The following is a 20,940-nucleotide window of genomic DNA, read 5'->3' on the forward strand; positions in this document are numbered from 1 at the left end:
TAACACTTTTCAAGATAACCCGCTAGTTCGAATCTAAAACCTGAATGCGCAATGACCGGTCTGGCTTTAATAAAAACTTAACAAGAATTTTATAACTGTCCAATTCAATAAAATGCGACGCGCTTGAACTCTCCAATAAGTCGGCTAGCGCAGAGTCATCTGTCGCGGTTCCCATCCAACACCACTGGTTAATAAGGTGAACCTGCTGATTCGAACCCTGTTGTTCTTTTACTAAAATCGCACCCGACCAAGGCCAAACTTGCTGTTTAAGTGGTAACAACGCCGTTGCCAAGCGAAGATTATACTGAGCAGCCGACTCCTGACCAACACACCCGCCTTTACAGCGTTTAAGCTGGTAGGCAAAACAGGCGCCCGATGACTTTTTCTCTAAACCGGTTAAACGCTGACACAGTTGATGCTCGGTCACACGTTTTTCCAAAGCTTTAATTGCTTGGGCTTTCGAGCGGTAAAGTCCGTAACTATTGGCTAAATCCTCTGCACTCAGGCCATCAGTGCTCACCAAGCGCAGTGTGTCATAGCCTAATTGATCTTGAACAATCTCAAAATGCCAAAGCTTGGTCAACTTTTTTAATTGTCGATTGTATTTAGGGCTGAGCTGCTTTACCAACTTAGCTTCCAACAACTGTGCACCCAAGTCTCCTGCACACTCAATCCAATCTATATGATGCAACTCATTGGCGATCTGAAGATCTTTGGCTAAGGTTTGACCCTGCGAAAAATGGCTTAAAATACGTGTGCGCAGGGTGACCGACTTGCCCACATAAATCACATGCCCCTGCTGATTGTAGAATTGATACACACCCGGCGTATCAGGGCAATCCTTCAATACATCAGGGTCTAGATTGGCCGGTAAGCTATAGGTTTTAAGTTGCGCTTTACATTGCGCAATGACTGCATCAACGCCTTTATCTAAGCAGGCCTGCTGCAAAAAATACCCCAACACCTGGGCATCGCCCATCGCACGATGGCGCTGTTCACAACCAAGACCAAAGCGCTCAATGAGTTGATCCAACCCATGACGTTTATATTCGGGATAAAGCGCACGCGAGAGTTTTACCGTACACAAAACCGGCATTTTAAAATCCAACCCCAGACGCTTAAACGAGGCCTTAATAAAACCATAATCAAAACGCGCATTATGAGCAACAAACAGTTTGTTTTGAAATTTAGCCGCCAAGGTGTCGGCTATCTCAGCAAAACTTGGGGCATTCGCCACCATTGCATTGCTAATTCCAGTTAGCTCGGTAATCCAAGGTGGAATCGAGCGTGAGGGCTTTAGGAGTGTTTGATAACGTTCGACCACTTCGCCTTGCGCAATATGAATCAAGGCGATTTCGGTTATCTCATCAAGGTGTAATTTACCTCCCGTGGTTTCAATATCAACCAGTACCCAGTCATCAAAGCCGGCTTTAGCTAGGGCTTGCCAATCCTTAAGCACGCTTAAACAGCCTTAAACATGTTAAAAACCCATTACAACAAGCGAAAGCATCGCAATAAAGCTCGCTTGCCAGCGTAAACGCCAAAACCAGGCCTGTGTTTGGGCTAAGGTTAACCAGCGCCAATCCACAGCCAACATCACCGCAAAACCCAGCGCCATTCCCCAAAAAGCTAATACACTACTGGGCAATAACCACATCAACCAAGCCCAAAGCGCAATAATATTGGACATCCACAGCAAACGTCTGGCCAAGGGTTTTTGATCATAACGATCCAGTTTACCTAAGGCCAGACCCCAGTGAATCCCCGCCAAAAAACTCAGAATAACTGCAGCATAAGCCAATAAAGCAGAATCAATCGCAAAGGGAAGCCATGCAGCAAAAGGCGCCAGCCCTAAATGGGCGAGCCCTCCATAAATAAAAGGCAGGGTACCCAAATAAGTCAGGGTCTGTGCAAGTGTAATCGGTGACATGACTTCTCCTTAACGAACACGATGGTGGGTGGTGAGCTGTGTTTCCGACAAAAGCTGTTTTTCAACTTTTTTCCAGTAATGAAAAAATCGCTTCGGTGCGGGGTCATCAATTGAGACCCACTCATCCACTGAGCGTAGTTGTAAGCTAGCAATAGCCTGTTGAGCCGTTTCAATGAGTTCGCTTAAAATTGGGTCCTGTGCGGCGGGTGTTAAGATCTCCTCGCACCCCTGCTCTAGCAGCCTGTGCAAGCCTTCAAGGATGTCCGCTTGGTACACCTCACAGCCCAGGTCGGCAAGTTCGCAAAGGGTTTCATAAACAAATACTTGGCGCTTGAGCGACCAGGCCTGCTTGTTAAAATAAGTCTGATCCCAAATATACACCCAACGATCCTCAGGGTTTAAGTCTCTTGGCCTTGTCAAACACTCATCGTGCAACCAAAACAAACGCGCCATACTAACCCTCCCACACACGATTTGGAAACAACTGAACAGTCAAGCGTTCATAACTTGCATCAAATAGTCGGTTACTCGGATGCGTGCAATCCAATAGATCACCTGCAAAACGCTTAACATTGTCAAGGTTAAAAATATAAGGCTTAGCGCTAAAGGTCGAAGCGACCCATTGCCACGAATAATTATTTGAGGCGATATCCCCATCTAGTAAATGGCTTAAAAACCAAGCTGCACCCGCTTGCCACTTAATCCGCCGCCAATGCACTATGTAAGAGGCTAGATAGAGACGAGCATGGTTATGTAAATACCCCTGATTAAGCAGCTGCTCAATTAATTGATCTACCAGCCGCACACCGGTTTGAGCTTGTAGAATATCCTCAGGGAGGTGATCGGCATAATCTTGGGCACTAAAACCGGTTTTATAAGCTTCTCGGTCTTGCCAAACGGCAGATGACTGAGCCTGATGAACACGATGAAAATAGTCACGCCAGGCCAATTGTTGAACAAAACGTGCGCGTAACGCACTCGGATAGGACACTGCCAATTGATCAGCTAACTCAGCGGGGCTCATCACGCCATGACGAATATAAGGCGAAAGACCTGAAACCGCCCCCTTTAGGTAATTTCGGTTTCGACTATAGGCCGCAGGATCAATCAACTCGGCTTTTTGCCAAGCTGGCGCACCACCCCCTTGAATCGAGCTCACCCTATCCTCAGCCAACCCTGACAAACCCTGAACATAACGAATGAGCGAACAGCGATGTTCAAACTTTGTGATCAAAGGGCGCATCCAAATCACCGATGCTTGTACTGAGTAGGACAATAACCGCGCGATACCTGATCGCTGCGAAGTGCAAGATGCTTGGTTTTTCGGCCTGATACCCGTGCACGCCATAACCGAAAACTTGAGGGCTTCAACTCACGGCGCATCAACTTAATCACTTGGGGTTCAGACAAGCCAAAATTCAGCTCAATCGCCTCAAAAGGTGTACGATCTTCCCAAGCCATCTCAATCACGCGATGGCGATCCTCTAAACATAAAGTCACGGCAACATTCCTATACAAAAACTATATAGAAATAATACACCATAACACGCTAAACAAAAAGATAATCTAATAAAACAACGACAATCCAACCATTGCAACCACCCCAACGCTCACCACATAAAACAACATAGGAAGCAAGGTATAGCGGATAATTTGCCCTTCTCGCCCGACGAGGTTCACCACGGAGGCGGCAGCCACCACATTCACCACACAAATCATATTGCCCGCATTCGCACCTAACATTTGTAAGGCTAAAATCCAATGGGTCGGCAAGCCGGTTGCCAGTGCGGTAGATTCCTGAAACTGCGCAAACATCATATTTGAAAAGGTCGCTGAACCCGCGATAAAACTCCCCAGCGCACCCACAAACGGGGCGGCAAGCGGCCAAGCGCCCTCAAAGGTGGCCGCCGCCAACACCGCCAACTCCATTGGCATCGACATCAGCTCTGCGGAATTGACCCCTGAATTTAAAAATATCCGCACCATCGGCACCGACGCCCCCAGCGCAATAATCGTCGGCAACATGACCTTAAGCGAACGCCCCCAAGCCAGGCCTGCTTGTTTCATCGGCACTTTATGCAATAGCAAGGTAATAATGGCAACAAGCAAAAACAAACTACCCGGCAAGTACAAAGGCACCCACTTTGCAGAAATATCAGTAGCCAATAAATGATTAAACTCAAAACTTACGCTGGTTAGCCAAGCTTTAAATGGCAAAAACTCTAACCGGCTCAGCACGAGTAACAACGCAACCAAAATATAGGGCGACCAGGCTTGTAAAAGAGACAAGGTTTTCGATTCGTTTGAATTCACTTTGAAGGATGAGATGGCCGGTGTTTTTTCACAGCCCTCGATTTTCACCTGGTCTGGCGATACTTCATCCAAACTTTGCGCGTCAGCTTCAGTCTTATCTGTTTTAAATAACCAAATATCTTTTGGCATTAAAAACCCTTTTTTAGCCGCAAAAACCGTAATCGCCAACCCCACTAAGCCGCCGAGAATGGCAGGAAACTCAGGCCCAAGCGTTTTTGCAACCAACAAGGCTGTCAAGGTATAAGAAAACCCGGCTAACAACGCAAACTTCCAAGCGCCCAACCCCTCACGCCAGCTTTTATTTTCCCCAAAAAATCGTGTTAACAAGAGCACCATAATCAAGGGTAAAAAACTGGCTACAAATAAATCAATCGTGCTGGCCGTAGTCGCAATCTGCATAATTTCAGCATGGCTTGGATCTACTAAACCCTGCCCCAAACCAACAATCACCGGCGTACCCACCGCACCATAAGAGACTGCGCCACTATCCGCAATCAAAGCCAAAACTACCGCAGCCATCGCCGGAAACCCTAGGGCTAACAACAAAGGCGCCACAATGGCCGCCGGTGTACCAAAACCACTCGCTCCTTCCAAAAAGGCAACAAACAACCAACCGACGATCACCGTTTGTACTCGCCGGTCAGGTGAGATTTGAGTAAAACCCGTTCGAATAACCTCAACGGCCCCGCTTACCTGTAGGGTATTGAGCAAAACAATAGCGCCAAATACAATCAGCAAAATGGACGCACCAATCACCCAGCCCTCAAGTACCGAAGCCGCAATTTGAACGACAGGAACTTGCCAAACCAACCAAGCTAAGATTGCGACCATAACTAAACTTAAGCTCATCGCTCGGCTAGCAGGCAACCGCATAATAACCAAAAACAATAAAACGGCTAAAACGGGCATCGCTGCCGCTAACAACTGGAAGAAACTCATGGCAAGCCTATAAAAAGGAGTAAAGTAGCTCAATTATAACAAAATAAAGCAAGCAACAATCAATTGACAATCAGTTTCATCAGGTTATAATTTAAGGTTTTTTCAAATCTGAGAGGGCAAACGTATGCCAGTATCTGAACACCCTTTAGTTGGCGTTATTATGGGCTCAAAAAGTGATTGGCCAACCATGCAACATGCGGTTGAAATGTTGAACCAATTCGGTGTGGCGTATGAAGTAAAAGTCGTCTCGGCGCATCGCACTCCAGATTTAATGTTTGATTACGCCCAAACGGCTGAACAAAGAGGTTTAGAGGTTATTATTGCTGGTGCAGGCGGCGCCGCTCACCTTCCTGGCATGGTTGCGGCCAAAACATTGGTTCCAGTACTCGGGGTTCCGGTAAAATCACGCGCACTCAGCGGCCAAGACTCACTATTGTCGATTGTTCAAATGCCCGGCGGTATTCCTGTTGGCACACTTGCCATTGGTGATGCTGGCGCAAAAAATGCAGGTATCCTCGCGGCTCAAATCATCGGCAATCACAATAGCACTGTGCGTGATGCCGTGCGGGTTTGGCGACAAGCACAAACAGACTTTGTACTCGATAATCCCGACCCATCTATCGACTAAATCTATGGCCTACTATCGCTAACAATGGTGAATTGCATCCCTTCCAGCCGGAGAAAAACCGCATGACTGAGCACAAACGTAAGATTGGCATTCTAGGTGCAGGGCAACTTGGTCGCATGTTAGCCTTGGCAGGCTATCCACTCGACTTGCAGTTTGGGTTTTACGGCTCAGCGCTGGATGAACCCGCTGGACGACTAGGTCGGTTTTACCCTAACCATGAAAACCAACTTGACCCACTCATTGAGTTTGCTGATGTCATCACCTACGAAAGTGAAAACACCTCGGTGGAACAGGTTGAACAAATCAGCCAAATAAAACCCGTCTATCCTAGTGCAACCTCGCTTTACTACTCGCAAGATCGTGGGCGTGAAAAAGAGCTTTTTGATCGGCTGAATATCCCCTGCGCCCCCTACCAACTCGTCGCCAACTCAACTGAATTGACTCAAGCTGTTGAAAAAATTGGATTACCTGCGATACTAAAAACCACTACAGAAGGCTATGATGGCAAAGGCCAATTTGTTATCAAATCACCCCAAGACATTAACCAGGCCTGGTTGTCGATTGGCCAACGTCCTGCGGTCCTGGAAGCGCTTGTGCGCTTTAAGCGTGAGCTCTCAATGATTGCCGTACGCAATGCCGCCAATCAACACGTCTACTACCCACTGGTCGAAAACCGCCACCATCAAGGCATTTTGCGCCTCACCCTTGCGCCCGCACAAGCCGTCACTGAAACCCTACAACGTCAAGCTGAAAGCTATATGCAAGCCCTATTGGATGAAATGAACCACATTGGCGCGCTGACACTTGAGCTGTTTGAAACCGAGCAGGGCTTAGTGGTGAATGAAATGGCGCCCCGCGTGCACAATTCAGGGCATTGGAGCATCGAAGGCGCACAGACTTCGCAGTTTGAAAACCACCTACGTGCGATTACTGGCCTTCCGCTTGGCAGTACTTCGCCACGTCAATCCCATGCCGCAATGATTAATATTATTGGCGAACTAGGCAACATTGATCTGCCCTTAAACCTCAACAATGTTTATGTTCATTTATATGATAAACAGGAGCGTGCGGGAAGAAAACTTGGACACATTACGCTACTGGCCGATAGCCAGCAGGCGTTAGACAAACAACTCGAACAACTTAAAGACTGGCTTGCTTAGGTAGCCTGCGGGTTCATAACCAACCAGGTCGGGTTGGTTATACCAATCAGCTCTTATCAAGCAAAATTAAAAACCAATTGATCATCGCTTAGATCAATCGTAACTTCACCGCCATTTTGCAATTCGCCAAACAAGAGCTTTTCAGCTAAAGGCTGTTTAATTTGCTCTTGAATCAAACGATTCATTGGCCGCGCACCCATTTGCGGATCAAAGCCTTTTTTCGCTAACCAATCACGCGCCGCCGCGGTCAAAACTAAAGTCACTTTTTTCTCTAACAAACTGTGTTCAAGTGCATAAATAAACTTATTGACCACCGAACTCATCGAATCCTGAGATAAACGATTAAACTGAATCACCCCATCCAAACGATTACGAAACTCGGGTTTAAACTGCTTTTTAAGCTCAGAATTAAAGTCCATACTGTGATCCTGCTCAGCAAAGCCTATGCTCGCCCGACTCATCTGCTCAGCTCCGACGTTCGAGGTCATAATCAGAATAACATTACGAAAATCAACCTTACGACCATTATTGTCCGTTAAGGTACCGTGATCCATAACTTGCAACAACAAGTTATACACATCAGGATGGGCTTTTTCTATTTCGTCCAACAACACGACGGAATGAGGTTGGCGATTAACCGCCTCGGTCAGTAAACCACCCTGGTCAAAACCTACATAGCCCGGTGGGGCGCCAATTAAACGTGAGACCGTATGACGTTCCATATACTCAGACATGTCGAAACGTACTAACTCAACCCCCAAATGCTTAGCAAGCTGCTGGGTTAACTCTGTTTTGCCGACGCCTGTTGGGCCGGCAAACAAAAAACTACCCGTAGGTTTATCGGCATTCGCCAAACCGGAACGGGCTAATTTAATCGCCGATACCACTTGGCCAATAGCATGATCCTGACCAAACACCACACGCTGAAGACTGGTTTCAAGATCAAACAGCTTATTTTTTTCTTTTTGCGTGATATTAGCAATCGGAATACGGGCAATGTTTGCCACCACCTGCTGAATTTCAGGCACACCAATTTGTTTACGCCGCCGACTCGGGGGCATTAAACGTTGCTTGGCTCCCGCCTCATCAATGACATCAATCGCCTTATCAGGCAAATGGCGATCAGTAATATAACGTTCGGCTAATTCGGCGGCCGCCTTAAGCGCAGGCTGGGTATATTTCACCTCGTGATGCGCCTCAAACTGTTCTTTCAAGCCTTTTAAGATATCAAAGGTTTCATTAACGGTGGGTTCACGCACTTCAACTTTTTGAAAGCGACGTGCTAAAGCACGATCTTTTTCAAAAATACCGCGGTATTCTTCATAGGTTGTCGCACCAATACAGCGCAGCTTACCATTCGCTAGAGCCGGTTTCATCAGGTTAGACGCATCCATAGCCCCGCCCTGCACCGCCCCCGCACCAACAATAGTGTGAATTTCATCAATAAACAAAATCGCATGCGGTTGTTTTTCTAATTCATTTAATAAGGCTTTAAAGCGTTTTTCAAAATCACCACGGTAACGCGTTCCCGCCAATAAAGCGCCCATATCCAAACTATAGACCACCGCATCGGCTATACTTTCCGGTACTTCACCGTGCACAATTTTATGCGCCAAACCTTCAGCAATCGAGGTTTTACCTACACCTGGCTCACCGACCAATAGTGGATTATTTTTACGCCGACGGCTCAAGATTTCAAGCGTACGATTAAGTTCCCACTGGCGACCAATCATTGGGTCAATGCGCCCTTCCAGGGCATGTTTATTCAAGTTTAAACTAAAGTTAGTCAGCGCTTCTTCTGCGCCTGGCTTGTCGATTTCTTGTTCCGGCTGCTGCGCTGACTGGTAAAAATCCTCTTCCTGTGAAGACACCACGCCGTGCGATAAATAACTCAAAACATCAACACGATGAATACCATTTGATTGCAAAATAAATACCGCTTGTGAATCCGGTTCAGCAAACATCGAAGCCAACAAATGCACCCCCAACACCTCGTTATAGCCATTAGATTGCACCATATAGATTGCACGTTCAATCACGCGCTGAAAACTCATCGTTGGGTGAATTTCTTGGCGATCAGGGCTGCTGAACAAAGGCTCTGTTTCTAAGAACTGCTCAAGTTCGCTTTCGATTTGCTCAAGTTTACCGCCGCAGGCTACTACAACCTCTTGAACATCAGGCAGGCTCAATAATTCAAGCAATAAGTGCTCAAGCGTCACAAATTCATGTTCATACTCATGCGCCATTCCAAACGCATTACTCAGTGACATCTGCACAGATTTACTTAACATAGACATTTCTCAATCAGATTATTCGGCTTCAATTTGACACTTTAACGGATGTTGGTTTTGGCGGGCATACTGGTTAACCTGATAAGCTTTGGTTTCAGCTACTTCTCGGCTATACACTCCGCAAATGCCTTTACCTTGCTGATGCACCGCTAACATCACCTGCACCGCTTTATCCTCATCCATTTTAAAAAACCTAATTAATACATCCACCACAAACTCCATAGGCGTAAAGTCATCGTTTAACAATACAACCTTATAGCGCTTAGGCGGTTTAGCTTTTTGTTTTACCGGGTCAAGGACTAGATTATCACTGGTTTGGTCAAAATGAGACATAATTTTATAATTTCAATATTTTTGAATAATAGAACAAAATTATGCGGCAATAAGGCGCGCATAGAGATGACCCGCCAATCCACGCTCATCGGATGGCAAGCCTTTGTTTTGAACTTTGATAAATTCGTTTTGATTATAGTTTTCAGGCACAACTAACGTCAGCGCACCGACAGGTGAATCAAATTGCACCGTCCCACCAGCCACCAACAAACTCTTGGGGACTTTTATCTCACCATAAAGATCAACACCTTGCAACTTCCAACTCAAACTCTCTTGGTTAATATTAAAACTCACCAAATAATCACCAGGTTGTCCACCAAATAAACCTTGGTAGCCTTTGCCCTTTAGACGAAAGGTTTTACCCTCAAATGCATCACGGGTAAACTTCATTTTCACCCTTAGGCCAGGAATATAAAAATGACCTTGCTGTAATAGACGAATAGCATAACGTAACGTCAGCGGATAACAAATAATCCGATCTTTACCGTCAATCGGTGCACGTTGCCATTTACTATGTGGCTGATAATCCTGCCGCTGAAAGCCTTCTTTGGGCTGGGCATGGTCGCGAGCGCTTTGGTTTGGCTGATATCGAGAATTAAAATGGCTGCTTTTAAAGCGAGAGAAAGCCCGGCAATAGGCCTCACGATGTTTGCTTAACACCTCATAGGCTTCTGATATTTCTTGAAACCTGAGTGTTGCATCGGGCATTTTTGATACATCAGGGTGATAACGACGGGCTAACCTACGGTAAGTCAGCTTAATCGTTTTTTCGCAGGCCTGGTTGTGCAAACCCAAAACGGCAAAATAATCTTTATTGGCATCAAAGTGTTGTGTAAACATGCTTTGAAAAGATTCCCTAATTAATTAAAAAAACAGTGTTAAGCGCTTAGCAATATAAATGCCAAAACAAATCGTCTGCAAAATCTATAGCGACGAGCTCAAACTAAGATACAATTTCTACTATGCCAAGTTTACTCTTATTTAACAAGCCCTTTGATGTTCTTTGTCAATTTACTGACGACCTTGGACGTCCTACACTCGCTGATTATATTTCGCAGCCTGGATTTTATGCCGCTGGACGCTTAGACCGTGATAGCGAAGGTTTATTACTGCTAACCGACAATGGAAAACTGCAACAGCGGCTAGCCGATCCAGCATTTAAACAACCTAAAACCTATATAGTTCAAGTGGAGGGAGAAACTAGCCCACAAGCGCTTAAAAGCCTTTGCGAAGGTGTGCTGCTTAAAGATGGCTTAACCCGCCCAGCCCAAGCGACTCAAATTGACGAGCCCAGTTGGCTCTGGCCGCGCACACCACCAATCCGCGAACGAAAATCGATTCCTACTAGCTGGCTTCAATTGACGATAAAAGAAGGTAAAAATCGCCAAGTAAGACGTATGACCGCTGCAACCGGTTTCCCAACGCTACGACTGATCCGCACTCAAATAGGTGAATTCCAACTTGGTTCACTGCAACCGGGTGAAATGCAAATGCGCACCACGAATCTGTTAAAATAACCCATTACCTCAATTAACAATTAAGACTATGAATCAAAACACCAAAGTGATTGTTGGCCTCTCCGGTGGCGTAGACTCCTCGGTTAGCGCGCTGCTTCTCAAACAACAGGGCTACCAAGTGGAAGGCTTGTTTATGAAAAACTGGGAAGGTGATGACACCGATGACTATTGCCCAGCCGCCGCTGATTTACAAGATGTCTTTAGCATTTGTGAGCAACTTGACATTTCTTTGCATGTTGAAAACTTCTCTAAAGATTATTGGGATCGGGTATTTGAGCACTTTCTAGCCGAATACCAAGCAGGACGAACCCCTAATCCAGATATTCTGTGTAATAAAGAAATTAAGTTCAAAGCGTTTTTAGACCATGCGCTTAACCTAGGGGCGGACAAAATTGCCACCGGTCATTATGCGCGTGTAGCCCAAACTCATGAGGGCGAATACCAACTTCTAAAAGGCCTAGATAATAACAAAGACCAAAGTTACTTTCTTTACACTTTGCAGCAAAAGGCGCTGAGTAAAACACTTTTCCCCGTCGGCGAACTGCAAAAAGCAGAAGTAAGGCGGCTGGCCGAACAAGCAGGCCTGGTTGTACACAATAAAAAAGACAGTACCGGCATCTGCTTTATTGGTGAGCGCAAGTTCAAGGATTTTTTACAACGCTATCTACCTGCTCAACCTGGCGAGATTATTAAACCCGATGGCACGGTAATTGGTCGGCACGAAGGCCTAATGTACTACACCTTAGGCCAACGAAAAGGCTTAGGCATTGGCGGCGGCCATGGTGACTCGGCTGCACCCTGGTTTGTGGCTGATAAAAACCTAGCTACTAATCAGTTGATTGCAGTACAAGGTGAGCAAGACTCACACCTCCATCATTGCGCACTGCTTGCCCACCAATGTGATTGGACCAATGCACAGTTACCCACTTTAAATCATCCATTAAAAGCTAAAATACGCTATCGACAACACGAACAACCCTGCCTAATCAAACAGGCAAGCGATGGACAGATTTGGGTTGAATTCGATCAACCCCAAAAAGCGATTACCCCAGGACAATCGATTGTTTTTTATCAAGATCAGGTTTGTTTGGGGGGTGCGGTGATTAAACAACGCGCAAACACACTGACACAATTAACTGAACTTATCTAAAGGAAGCTTATGTCAAACTATACAGATCAAGATCGAACGCTGGCCCTGATCGGCATTTATCAAGTCTCTAAGCTGGTATTTGACCTCGCAACCACAGGCAAGATGGATGAAAATGCCTTTCACACCTCTATTAACACCCTATTTGCTGAAAACCCGAGCAGCACGCTTGATGTTTATGGTGATGATGTGATGAATATTCAGCTTGGTGTTCGCACACTGCTTTCACAAATGGGGTCATCGGATAGTGACGAGATGCGTAATATCGAAATTACGCGCTATGCACTCAGCTTAATACTACTTGAACGAAGTGTAATAAAAGAAGACGGCACCCTCGACAAAATAGCGCGTACCTTAGAAACGGCTAAAACACAGCGAGCCCATTTTGGTGATTGGCATGAAAACGTGACCGCATCTATCGCCCGCGCCTATACGGAAAATGTGAGTAACCTTAATCCACGAATTATGGTAAAAGGCCAACATGGCCACCTACAAAACCCGCACAACGCGAATAAAATTCGTGCTTTACTTCTAGCAGGCATTCGCTCAGCTTTGCTGTGGCGTCAAGTTGGCGGATCACGCTGGGGTTTAATTTGGAGTCGTAAAAAATATCTTCGCAGTGCTCAAGCCTTAAATCGCACACCCCCTAAAGACCCTAACGAATCGTTATTCCGCAGACAATAATTGTGCACATTGGCGGGTTCTCACGGGGAACCGCCTGACTAACCCTAATAGGCATCCAACCAATGATGCAACTTTTCCGAAAGCGTCTTCGGATTAATCGGTTTAGCCACATAATCATTCATGCCACTGGCATAACAACGCTCTTCATCACCCTGCATAGCATTGGCTGTTAAAGCAATAACAGGGATCGATTTATTGATACTCGTTGAAGCGCGAAGTGATTGTGTAGCCGTATAACCATCCATTACCGGCATCTGGCAGTCCATTAAAACCAGGTCAAACGGCTGCTGACTTAACATATCTAAGGCTTCTTGACCGTTATTCGCCACCACTGGCGTTAACGCAAGCCTTTTCAATAACGCCAACGCTAGTTTTTGATTCACTAGGTTATCTTCGACCAACAACACCCTTGCTTGTTCAAACGATTTAGCTGTTTCGCACTCGACCGCAGGTTGTGCTTCTAAGGCTGACTGGGGCGAAATGACATGATTAATCCAATGAGGCAGATTGCCATACTTAATCGGCTTAATTCTGACCTTAACGCCCAATCTGTCCATTTGCTCACGCCACTCACTCGCTTGCTTATGACTCACCATTAAGCTAACACTAGGGTGCTGTGCTTTAATATCATTGATTAAACTTAAGGGTCGGTCATAAGACCGCGCAACCTCAGACATATCCAACCAAACGGGAAGAGCAGGATCAAGGTTTGCTTCATTTAACGCTACCAAATCAAAAGCCAAAACCTCAATATTCAATTCAGCAAACTGCTTTATATACATCGAGCGTAAAAGGTTATCACTCATTACCCAAGCTAGTTTGACGGGCTGATTCATGGCACCTAAACAAGGCTCAGAACCCCCATCTTCACAAGGCAAAGAAAAATAAAACCGCGAACCCTTGCCTAATTGGCTTTCAACCGCAATCTGACCACCAAGTAACGCTACTAATTGACGCGAAATAGCCAAGCCTAAACCCGTGCCACCAAAACCACGCGTAGATGAGCTATCTACCTGACTAAAAGCGCCAAACAACTTACCTTGGCCTTCCTCTGAAATACCAATACCTGAATCAACAATTTCAAATTGAACCGCTTTGGCAACCAAGCTGACATTTAAATAAACCGCTCCCGCAGGAGTGAATTTAATTCCATTACCCAATAAATTAATTAAAACCTGACGAAGCCGAACAGGATCTGTTTTAAGCTTAGCGGGTAACTTGGGTGAAATGAAATAACCAAGACTAATATCCTTGGCCTGTGCACTTGGCGCCACCATATCAATCACACCATCAAGCAAAGCAATTAAATCTACCGACTCAACCGAAACTTCTAACTTACCTGCCTCGATCTTGGAAAAATCTAAAATATCATTAATGATACCGAGTAATGAATCAGCGCTCGACTTAACCGTCAGAGTCAACTCCCTTTGCTCGTTAGTAAGCGGGGTATCCAACAACAAACCCGTCATACCTATCACCCCATTCATAGGGGTACGAATTTCATGGCTCATATTAGCCAAAAATTCCGATTTCATTTTGGCAGATTGAAGCGCTTGATCGCGGGCTTTTTCTATTTCAATTTGCGCTTTTTTACGCTCAGTTACGTCTCGAATCACACCGGTAAAACGTCGTTTGTCACCTTCCCAAACCTCACTAACCGCTAGATCAATCGGAATAATTTTTCCGCTTTTAGTTAAGGCTTCTACATGACGTGTAAAGCCAATGACCTTAGGCTGACCTTCAAGCATATAGCGCTTGATGTAGCCATCATGCGCCGATTGATCAGGCTCAGGCACAATCAGTTTAATATTCTTACCCACTAACTCATCTGCTGAATAACCAAGAACAGACTCTAGTGAGCGGTTGGCTTCCAAAACAATGCCCTTATCATCAATAACAATAATTGCATCCACAACCGAATCCATAATGGACTGAGTTTTTTGTTGTTGGCGTTTCGCTTCAGCCATGGTTTGCTTATTTCTTCGTAAAACCAACCCCAACATTAATAACGCAACAACCGCCATAACAACCATTGCCACAAAGGTACGCATCGCACTGGCTTCGTTACTAATATGTAAAGAAGAAATCGGTCTAGTAACCTCTAACACCCCTCGAACATCTCCTAACTTCCAATCAGTTCTAGGCGTACCAGGATAGCTGTTATGACAGGCCACACAGGATTCTGTTAAGGTATCTGCCACGGCATAACGTAAAACCTCGGTTCCGTCATACAGCGTTTCATTGCGGCTAAAATAACCTTCCGGATTTTCACGTAAATAGTCCATTGCTTGGCGCTCAAACTCATCACGCAAGCCACCCCCTTTTCGCCAACTAAAAGGGAGATCACTGTACAGACGAACATTATAATTACTGTCTGATGACAACTTATCACCAAAATCAATAGCAAAGGTCGCAGGGAGTGGCAGGGTTCCTGGGATATTTAAATAGTCATGGGTAATCGGCACATTATGCTGGCGTACTGCAGGCACAATCGTATCTGCATAGAAGTTTCTAAACTGCGCAACCGAACCTGAAAAATTTCGCGCATCTTCAAGCGCTACTTGATTTAAATGCCGCTCAGAAGCACCAATATGTAGCCAAAAAACTAGGGAGATCCCTACGACTAGAAACAAAGCTAAAATTGGTGCAAGATAATCCACTAGCCATAAATAAAGCTTTTTCACCCTTAACCTTCCTAATTATTCCAGTTTGATAAACGAGGATTGGAGGTTTAGCATTAATGTAGGAAGTATTTCTTAATCACCGCGACAATTTCCTTAGTGTCAATTTTACCAATAAACGCATCCGCACCCAGCTCCGTTGCTTGACGTTTTGAATCGCTTACTGTCATCGATGAATGCACCACAACCGGAATCTTTAAGCCCATCTTCTCTTTGATAGTACGGATAACCGTGTGACCGGACACATTGGGCATTTCAAGATCAGTGATAACTAAACCAACCTTATCCCTATTTTCCTCAATCTGAAGAAAATCTATAATCCCCGCACCATCTTCAAATACCATGTGTTCAACACCAAGGTTCTCTAACACGGCTTTAACGTAACCACGGATACTAGCCTGATCATCAGCAAATAGGATTATTTTTTCAAACTTCAGCCCTAAGGATTCGACTTGTGCTTCTTTGTGTAAATCTGTTCCTGATATTTCCGCAATCATTTGCTCAACATCCATAACCAAACACAACTGATCTTCTATGCGCGTTTGCGATACAATTTTTCGTGCATTTTTATCGGTTTGCTGGATCTCTTTCCAATCTTTTTCCGCCACACCATGAATATAGGCAACCAATAAGCCAATAGTTTGATGATTAACTTCACATACAATAATAACGCTACGATCTGTCGCTTCTTGTTTTTGATAACCAAACCACTGCGCCGTATCATACACACTGATATACTCACCACGCACCGAAATAACACCCTTAAAAAATTCCGCCGCACTGGCACTAGACATAGTGATCGGGTACTCAGAGGCATTTAACACTTCTTTAATTTTAAAAATATTCATAGCATAAAATGCATTACGAGTAAAATCAGCATCATGCTCATTAACCAGTTTAAAAATCATCAAACTCATCGAGTTATTTTTACTTAAATTGGCTGTTTTATCTATCGTATTTAAATCCATCGCAAAGTGCTCCTCAATCCGAACGCTATAATTCTGCCTACTCTGCAGTGGCATTAACGGGCTTTTATTCTTTAAGTGATTTAGGCTTTGATTCTATCACGACCGATTCAGGCCTAGTAAACTTAGCGATTGATCGCGCCTCAATCACCCTTAAATGCTCATTATGACCCAATTGACCGCTTGATACCTTACTAATTTTAAAGCGGGACATCAATTCTTTTAATTGGTCTGAAACTGATTGCATTTGCTCAACACAGAGACGGGTTTGCTTAACCAAGTCCGCATTTTGCTTAGTGACACCTTCAATATGCCCTACCGACTGATTCACCTCCACAACCCCTTGTGCCTGCTGGGCCGATGACTCGGTTATTGACGAAACTATCTGCCGCATCTTAGTTGTTTCATTGGTAATATTTTTACATCTATGTGTTAGTCTAATCCTTAATTGCAATTGAGCACAATAAGGTTTTTTTATGATCGACAAGATAGCCTCATTGATTGATTCATACAGAAACGCTTGAATCACACTATCTGCAGGCGTATTATTAGAGGCTATGTGTATCTATTAGGGAATAACCACCAAGTCAACAACCCCGCCTTGAAAGGCGAGGCTTGTAAAAGCCTAGTTGACCAGAGGGCTTAATCTTAGATTAAGCAGCAGACGATAACGGGTCGTTAAGACTTACCAGTGGGTGCTTCCTTAGCCCACTGCTCTAAAAGGTGTTGAGAATGCGGGCATAGGGTAAGTGCCCAATCTTGATGTCGCCACCTCGGTGGGAGCCGGTTATCGTCAATCTCGAAGGGAGATGCCGAAAGGCACGTTACTAGCCCCGTAGGGGGAATAATTTGGAGAATACCGTATGTCGGTATTTGTATTAGCAAAAAACAAGAAGCCGTTAATGCCGTGCTCAGAGAAACGCGCAAGGCTACTGCTTTCGCGGGGTCGTGCGGTGGTGCATTTGATGACGCCGTTTACTATTCGGTTAAAAGACCGGGTAGCGGGTGTGTGTCAGTCCGTGCATGTCAAAATCGATCCCGGCTCAAAGCAAGCGGGGATGGCGGTTGTACTGGAATCCAAGCTGGATTTAAAGGTATTGTGGTTAAGTGTGATTCACCACCGCAGTCATCAGATTAGTGAACAGCTTACCGCACGACGCGCCATGCGCCGCCGTCGCCGTAATCAGCTTTGGTATCGGACATTGGCATGGAACGGGTGAAGTTTGATATGCAAAAGATGCTCAATGGCGACATCTCCGGTATCGAATACCAACAAGGTACACTGTTTGGGTTTGAAGTTAAGGAATACCTGCTGACCAAGCACAAGCATACCTGCGCGTATTGCAACGGAGTAAGCGGTGACAACAGGCTTGAGGTGGAACACGTCCAGCCTCGCTCAAAAGGTGGCAGCCACAGCGTTAAAAACTTGGTCATCGCGTGTCGGAGCTGTAATGAGGCGAAAGGCAACCATCGGCTTTCAGAGTGGAAACGGTTGTTGGGCATATCCAAGCTGGATAAAGCCCGTGCCATCGGGATTGAGAAAACCCTTAAGGGCAAGTGGACAGGACTCAAAGACGCGGCGGCGGTTAATACTACGCGTAACGCTTTGCTGCATGAACTTCTGGTGTTGGCTAAAACCACCGTATCGGTCTATACCGGAACGGGTGCGATGACCAAGTTTAATCGCAAACAGCAAGGCATTCCCAAGCATCATGCGCTGGATGCGGGCTGTGTTGGCGAAGATTTAAAACCGGTTAAAAACTGGGTTAAACCGGTTTTGGGTATTAAATGCACCGGACGTGGGAGTTATCAGCGTACACGACTGAACAAGTATGGCTTTCCACGCGGTTACTTAATGCGCCAAAAAGCGGTGCATGGCTTTCAGACTGGCGATCAGGTTAAAGCGGTGGTTCCCAGTGGGAAAAAGCAAGGCATTTACTCAGGTCGTGTGGCAATTCGTGCCAGCGGAAGGTTTAACATCCAAGCCGCCAACGGTTTGGTTCAGGGTATTAGTCACAAACACTGCACGTTAATCCAACGTGGTAGCGGTTATGGCTTTAATTTAACAACGATAGCACTTACTCACGGAGAACGCGAGAAACAGGCGGCCTAACGGCCGACGCTATCCCTCACCGGGCTAAACCCCGGTGTCTCTCGCGCAAAAATCAGATGAAACGGCAAACCGGCTCAATATTAATGCTCATGATGCTAATACTGATTGTCGGTGGCGCAACGGTGATGTACACTCTGCTCAATCAAAGCCCTGAAAAACTCCGCCTCGGTCAAAGCGAAAAACAAATGGCTCACCTAAACGCAATCAAAAATAGGTTATTGCTGTTTGCAGAAAAACCAGATTTATTTTGCGACACAACAACAAGTGATGACTTGACTCCAGCTCCAGGAGTTCGATACCTGCCCCTTCCCTGGGATAAAGAAACGGGCAGCTTTGCTTATAGTTTTACTGAATTTGACTACAAAGATATCTTTAAATTTGGCTTTGAAGAACTTGAGTCAATCGAAAACCTATCTTACGAACTAGACGGTAATACAGCTGAAGTAGTTGGGGCAGAATGTAACGATAAAGTAAGTGTTTTCAATATCTGCACAACAGACTACCCCATCAAGCTTAAATTTAAAGGCAACGATAGGCTTGTGCTTAAACTTACGAGATCAGAAATATGTCCATAACCTCTCATAAAAATAAAAAAAACGGTTTTACCCTTGTCGAAGTTGCCATTGTTATTGGTATTGTAGGCATTATTATGATGGGGCTTTTTGCTGGTATGGGAGCTATCCGTGAAACAGTAAAATTTAAGCAAGACCAACAAAAACTTCAAGACATTAAACAAGCCTTAATCAGTTTTGCTAGTGTTAACGGCCACCTCCCCTGCCCAGACACCACCGGAAACGGTAGAGAAAACAGGGAATTAACAATACCTGTTTGTACTGCAACAACCGGGAACTTGCCTTTTATAGATCTTGAAACACATCAGCAAAACGCCTACGGACTTCCTTACACCTATGTTATAAACCAAAACGCGAATGATGCGTCTAATGCACTAGCATCGAGTAGTAGTGCAAGCTATTTTATAAGTGGAAGTTGTCTTGACACTTCGACCCAAAATGGAACAACAGCCCCTTGCTTTAAATTTGACACACCACCGATGCCAGGCATTCCAGGAGCGGGTAACCTTCGCGTTCAAAATGATGAGACTGGAACAAGAGTATTCGCTGACCATATACCCCTAGTCGTTATTTCCCATGGACAAAATGGCTGCCCCGGTGAGTCTATTTTTGAACAACACAATTGTTCGCCTAATGGCAATAGCAATGTTTTCTACCAGGCAGCCCAACAAAGAAACAGTTTTGATGATGTCTTGATTTGGCTATCAGCACAAGAGATAAAATCGGCCACCTCGATTGATCGGTCAACGGTAAGAATCCCGAGAAGAATTGTATATAATTTTGCAAAGATGTCGTCTGAAGAGATCAATGAATTCCTATCTCGTGAATATGTCCGCTACATTGACGGTAGGGGGGGGCAAAATGCTTGGATACCCAGAGAAAAACCAGGCATGACCGACGAGGCTGGTAATCCAGTAGACTCGTTGCTAAGTGTACAAAAACCAGGTGAACAAATTTTACTGGTTCCAATACCCGCTGATTTTAAACAATATAAAATTTCCATTAAAGCACGACTAACCCAAGAAAGGCATGATTCCAACCAAGTGTGGAATGAAGGCGGCTTTGCGGCGTTTTTTGATACCTACCTTGAGGATAATGATATTACTTTAAGAAATAATTCAAGAATTCAAAAGGGCTATGTTTATCAGTTTGATCGTGGACATACTGCAGAATTTAGTCGACAGCTTATTCGTCCATGGAACCTTCTTGATATCAATAATTACAATAACGCTGAACAAGCCGTTGATTTTTACTACCCAAGATATCCAGCGCCGGCGGATTCTGATCCTAAAACTCAAGAAAGAATTGATTATGAAATTGAACGCACATTTGTACCCGACCGATTTGCTGATCCAAACTGGTGGGTACAAGTATATCAGACCGATATTATTGTAACCGGTAGCGATACAAATCGAAACGCAAACATTCGAATTGTCGGCTGGAATGATTTAGATAAAGACTGGACGAGGCTTGTTGCTCAGTTTGACTACCCAAAACCTAGAGCAAACAGTTACTTAACTGAAACTGTAACATCAAAAGGCGTAACAATAGAACATTTAATTATTGGTGAAAAAGCACAGCTTTATACTGGCTTAAGAACATGGAACCACTCACCGACAGAATTCCATTACTTAATAATTGAAGAAATTCTTGAATAAAATGAGCAA

Annotated in this window: 20 protein-coding genes and 1 pseudogene; 9 read left to right on the forward strand and 12 right to left on the reverse strand. The window is 45.0% G+C overall.

Annotated features, from left to right (window positions below; all coding sequences use genetic code 11):
• Positions 1-22 precede the first annotated feature (22 nt).
• From P8S55_RS01155 to P8S55_RS01180, 6 genes are all read right to left on the reverse strand, one after another.
• Positions 23-1,459: an exonuclease domain-containing protein gene (locus P8S55_RS01155; protein ID WP_289224467.1), complete on the reverse strand. Its 1,437-nt coding sequence runs from the start codon at positions 1,457-1,459 to the stop codon at positions 23-25.
• Between the two features lie 21 nt (positions 1,460-1,480).
• On the reverse strand, positions 1,481-1,930 hold the full coding sequence (locus P8S55_RS01160) for a DUF3429 domain-containing protein (RefSeq protein WP_289224468.1): 450 nt from the start codon (positions 1,928-1,930) through the stop codon (positions 1,481-1,483).
• Positions 1,931-1,939: 9 nt separating this feature from the next.
• Positions 1,940-2,383: a hypothetical protein gene (locus tag P8S55_RS01165; RefSeq protein WP_289224469.1), complete on the reverse strand. Its 444-nt coding sequence runs from the start codon at positions 2,381-2,383 to the stop codon at positions 1,940-1,942.
• 1 nt (position 2,384) lies between these two features.
• Positions 2,385-3,173, reverse strand: a complete 789-nt coding sequence (locus tag P8S55_RS01170; RefSeq protein WP_289224470.1) for an FAD-binding domain-containing protein — start codon at positions 3,171-3,173, stop codon at positions 2,385-2,387.
• A gap of 5 nt (positions 3,174-3,178) precedes the next feature.
• A complete protein-coding gene (locus P8S55_RS01175; protein ID WP_289224471.1) occupies positions 3,179-3,430 on the reverse strand; it encodes a TIGR03643 family protein in 252 nt (83 codons plus the stop codon).
• Between the two features lie 66 nt (positions 3,431-3,496).
• Positions 3,497-5,182, reverse strand: a complete 1,686-nt coding sequence (locus P8S55_RS01180) for an L-lactate permease (RefSeq protein ID WP_289224472.1) — start codon at positions 5,180-5,182, stop codon at positions 3,497-3,499.
• A gap of 124 nt (positions 5,183-5,306) precedes the next feature.
• Here P8S55_RS01180 and purE point away from each other — a divergent pair, with 124 nt between their 5' ends.
• Entirely contained in the window at positions 5,307-5,810 is a 504-nt protein-coding gene (gene purE / locus P8S55_RS01185) for a 5-(carboxyamino)imidazole ribonucleotide mutase (RefSeq protein ID WP_289224473.1), read from the forward strand.
• A gap of 62 nt (positions 5,811-5,872) precedes the next feature.
• Positions 5,873-6,970 (forward strand): 5-(carboxyamino)imidazole ribonucleotide synthase, encoded by a 1,098-nt coding sequence (locus P8S55_RS01190; protein ID WP_289224474.1) that lies wholly within the window; start codon positions 5,873-5,875, stop codon positions 6,968-6,970.
• A 56-nt stretch (positions 6,971-7,026) separates the two neighbouring features.
• Here P8S55_RS01190 and clpA read toward each other — a convergent pair whose 3' ends face one another.
• Genes clpA through P8S55_RS01205 form a run of 3 tightly spaced genes read right to left on the reverse strand, consistent with a single transcriptional unit; the run spans position 7,027 to position 10,434 of the window.
• Positions 7,027-9,261: an ATP-dependent Clp protease ATP-binding subunit ClpA gene (clpA, locus tag P8S55_RS01195; protein ID WP_289224475.1), complete on the reverse strand. Its 2,235-nt coding sequence runs from the start codon at positions 9,259-9,261 to the stop codon at positions 7,027-7,029.
• An 18-nt stretch (positions 9,262-9,279) separates the two neighbouring features.
• Complete coding sequence (clpS, locus tag P8S55_RS01200; RefSeq protein ID WP_289224476.1) at positions 9,280-9,594, reverse strand: ATP-dependent Clp protease adapter ClpS; 315 nt, start codon at positions 9,592-9,594, stop codon at positions 9,280-9,282.
• Positions 9,595-9,633: 39 nt separating this feature from the next.
• Positions 9,634-10,434, reverse strand: a complete 801-nt coding sequence (locus tag P8S55_RS01205; protein WP_289224477.1) for a DnaJ domain-containing protein — start codon at positions 10,432-10,434, stop codon at positions 9,634-9,636.
• 122 nt (positions 10,435-10,556) lie between these two features.
• Between P8S55_RS01205 and P8S55_RS01210 the strand changes: the two genes are divergently transcribed.
• The 3 genes from P8S55_RS01210 to hflD are packed head-to-tail and all read left to right on the forward strand — an operon-like array spanning position 10,557 to position 12,942.
• Entirely contained in the window at positions 10,557-11,111 is a 555-nt protein-coding gene (locus tag P8S55_RS01210) for a pseudouridine synthase (RefSeq protein WP_289224478.1), read from the forward strand.
• A gap of 28 nt (positions 11,112-11,139) precedes the next feature.
• On the forward strand, positions 11,140-12,261 hold the full coding sequence (gene mnmA, locus P8S55_RS01215; protein ID WP_289224479.1) for a tRNA 2-thiouridine(34) synthase MnmA: 1,122 nt from the start codon (positions 11,140-11,142) through the stop codon (positions 12,259-12,261).
• 9 nt (positions 12,262-12,270) lie between these two features.
• Entirely contained in the window at positions 12,271-12,942 is a 672-nt protein-coding gene (gene hflD / locus P8S55_RS01220; protein ID WP_289224480.1) for a high frequency lysogenization protein HflD, read from the forward strand.
• A gap of 44 nt (positions 12,943-12,986) precedes the next feature.
• Here hflD and P8S55_RS01225 read toward each other — a convergent pair whose 3' ends face one another.
• The 3 genes from P8S55_RS01225 to P8S55_RS01235 all read right to left on the reverse strand — a co-directional run bounded on the left by P8S55_RS01225 (position 12,987) and on the right by P8S55_RS01235 (position 16,982).
• A complete protein-coding gene (locus tag P8S55_RS01225) occupies positions 12,987-15,626 on the reverse strand; it encodes a PAS domain S-box protein (RefSeq protein WP_289224481.1) in 2,640 nt (879 codons plus the stop codon).
• Positions 15,627-15,679: 53 nt separating this feature from the next.
• A complete protein-coding gene (locus P8S55_RS01230; RefSeq protein ID WP_289224482.1) occupies positions 15,680-16,591 on the reverse strand; it encodes a chemotaxis protein CheV in 912 nt (303 codons plus the stop codon).
• Between the two features lie 64 nt (positions 16,592-16,655).
• Positions 16,656-16,982 (reverse strand): hypothetical protein, encoded by a 327-nt coding sequence (locus P8S55_RS01235; protein ID WP_289224483.1) that lies wholly within the window; start codon positions 16,980-16,982, stop codon positions 16,656-16,658.
• A 508-nt stretch (positions 16,983-17,490) separates the two neighbouring features.
• Between P8S55_RS01235 and P8S55_RS01240 the strand changes: the two are divergent.
• The 4 genes and pseudogenes from P8S55_RS01240 to P8S55_RS01255 all read left to right on the forward strand — a co-directional run.
• Positions 17,491-17,807: pseudogene (locus tag P8S55_RS01240) on the forward strand (RRXRR domain-containing protein); the annotation flags it as partial.
• An 18-nt stretch (positions 17,808-17,825) separates the two neighbouring features.
• On the forward strand, positions 17,826-18,701 hold the full coding sequence (locus P8S55_RS01245; protein WP_503010452.1) for an HNH endonuclease: 876 nt from the start codon (positions 17,826-17,828) through the stop codon (positions 18,699-18,701).
• 56 nt (positions 18,702-18,757) lie between these two features.
• Positions 18,758-19,276, forward strand: coding sequence for a hypothetical protein (locus P8S55_RS01250; RefSeq protein ID WP_289224486.1), 519 nt, complete (start codon positions 18,758-18,760; stop codon positions 19,274-19,276).
• Positions 19,267-20,931, forward strand: coding sequence for a type II secretion system protein (locus P8S55_RS01255; RefSeq protein WP_289224487.1), 1,665 nt, complete (start codon positions 19,267-19,269; stop codon positions 20,929-20,931). The genes P8S55_RS01250 and P8S55_RS01255 overlap by 10 nt, the downstream gene beginning before the upstream one ends.
• Positions 20,932-20,940 lie beyond the last annotated feature (9 nt).

This window comes from Thiomicrospira sp. R3 (assembly GCF_029581415.1).
In the GTDB taxonomy this organism is placed as follows: Bacteria; Pseudomonadota; Gammaproteobacteria; order Thiomicrospirales; family Thiomicrospiraceae; genus Thiomicrospira.

What these genes read in the sequence shown, in the direction of transcription:
- P8S55_RS01160 (WP_289224468.1), bottom strand. Translation starts at nt 1,930, where the DNA reads ATGTCACCGATTACACTTGCACAGACCCTGACTTATTTGGGTACCCTG.
- P8S55_RS01165 (WP_289224469.1), bottom strand. Translation starts at nt 2,383, where the DNA reads ATGGCGCGTTTGTTTTGGTTGCACGATGAGTGTTTGACAAGGCCAAGA.
- P8S55_RS01170 (WP_289224470.1), bottom strand. Translation starts at nt 3,173, where the DNA reads ATGCGCCCTTTGATCACAAAGTTTGAACATCGCTGTTCGCTCATTCGT.
- P8S55_RS01180 (WP_289224472.1), bottom strand. Translation starts at nt 5,182, where the DNA reads ATGAGTTTCTTCCAGTTGTTAGCGGCAGCGATGCCCGTTTTAGCCGTT.
- purE (WP_289224473.1), top strand. Translation starts at nt 5,307, where the DNA reads ATGCCAGTATCTGAACACCCTTTAGTTGGCGTTATTATGGGCTCAAAA.
- P8S55_RS01190 (WP_289224474.1), top strand. Translation starts at nt 5,873, where the DNA reads ATGACTGAGCACAAACGTAAGATTGGCATTCTAGGTGCAGGGCAACTT.
- clpA (WP_289224475.1), bottom strand. Translation starts at nt 9,261, where the DNA reads ATGTTAAGTAAATCTGTGCAGATGTCACTGAGTAATGCGTTTGGAATG.
- clpS (WP_289224476.1), bottom strand. Translation starts at nt 9,594, where the DNA reads ATGTCTCATTTTGACCAAACCAGTGATAATCTAGTCCTTGACCCGGTA.
- P8S55_RS01205 (WP_289224477.1), bottom strand. Translation starts at nt 10,434, where the DNA reads ATGTTTACACAACACTTTGATGCCAATAAAGATTATTTTGCCGTTTTG.
- P8S55_RS01210 (WP_289224478.1), top strand. Translation starts at nt 10,557, where the DNA reads ATGCCAAGTTTACTCTTATTTAACAAGCCCTTTGATGTTCTTTGTCAA.
- mnmA (WP_289224479.1), top strand. Translation starts at nt 11,140, where the DNA reads ATGAATCAAAACACCAAAGTGATTGTTGGCCTCTCCGGTGGCGTAGAC.
- hflD (WP_289224480.1), top strand. Translation starts at nt 12,271, where the DNA reads ATGTCAAACTATACAGATCAAGATCGAACGCTGGCCCTGATCGGCATT.
- P8S55_RS01230 (WP_289224482.1), bottom strand. Translation starts at nt 16,591, where the DNA reads ATGGATTTAAATACGATAGATAAAACAGCCAATTTAAGTAAAAATAAC.
- P8S55_RS01235 (WP_289224483.1), bottom strand. Translation starts at nt 16,982, where the DNA reads ATGCGGCAGATAGTTTCGTCAATAACCGAGTCATCGGCCCAGCAGGCA.
- P8S55_RS01245 (WP_503010452.1), top strand. Translation starts at nt 17,826, where the DNA reads ATGCTCAATGGCGACATCTCCGGTATCGAATACCAACAAGGTACACTG.
- P8S55_RS01250 (WP_289224486.1), top strand. Translation starts at nt 18,758, where the DNA reads ATGAAACGGCAAACCGGCTCAATATTAATGCTCATGATGCTAATACTG.
- P8S55_RS01255 (WP_289224487.1), top strand. Translation starts at nt 19,267, where the DNA reads ATGTCCATAACCTCTCATAAAAATAAAAAAAACGGTTTTACCCTTGTC.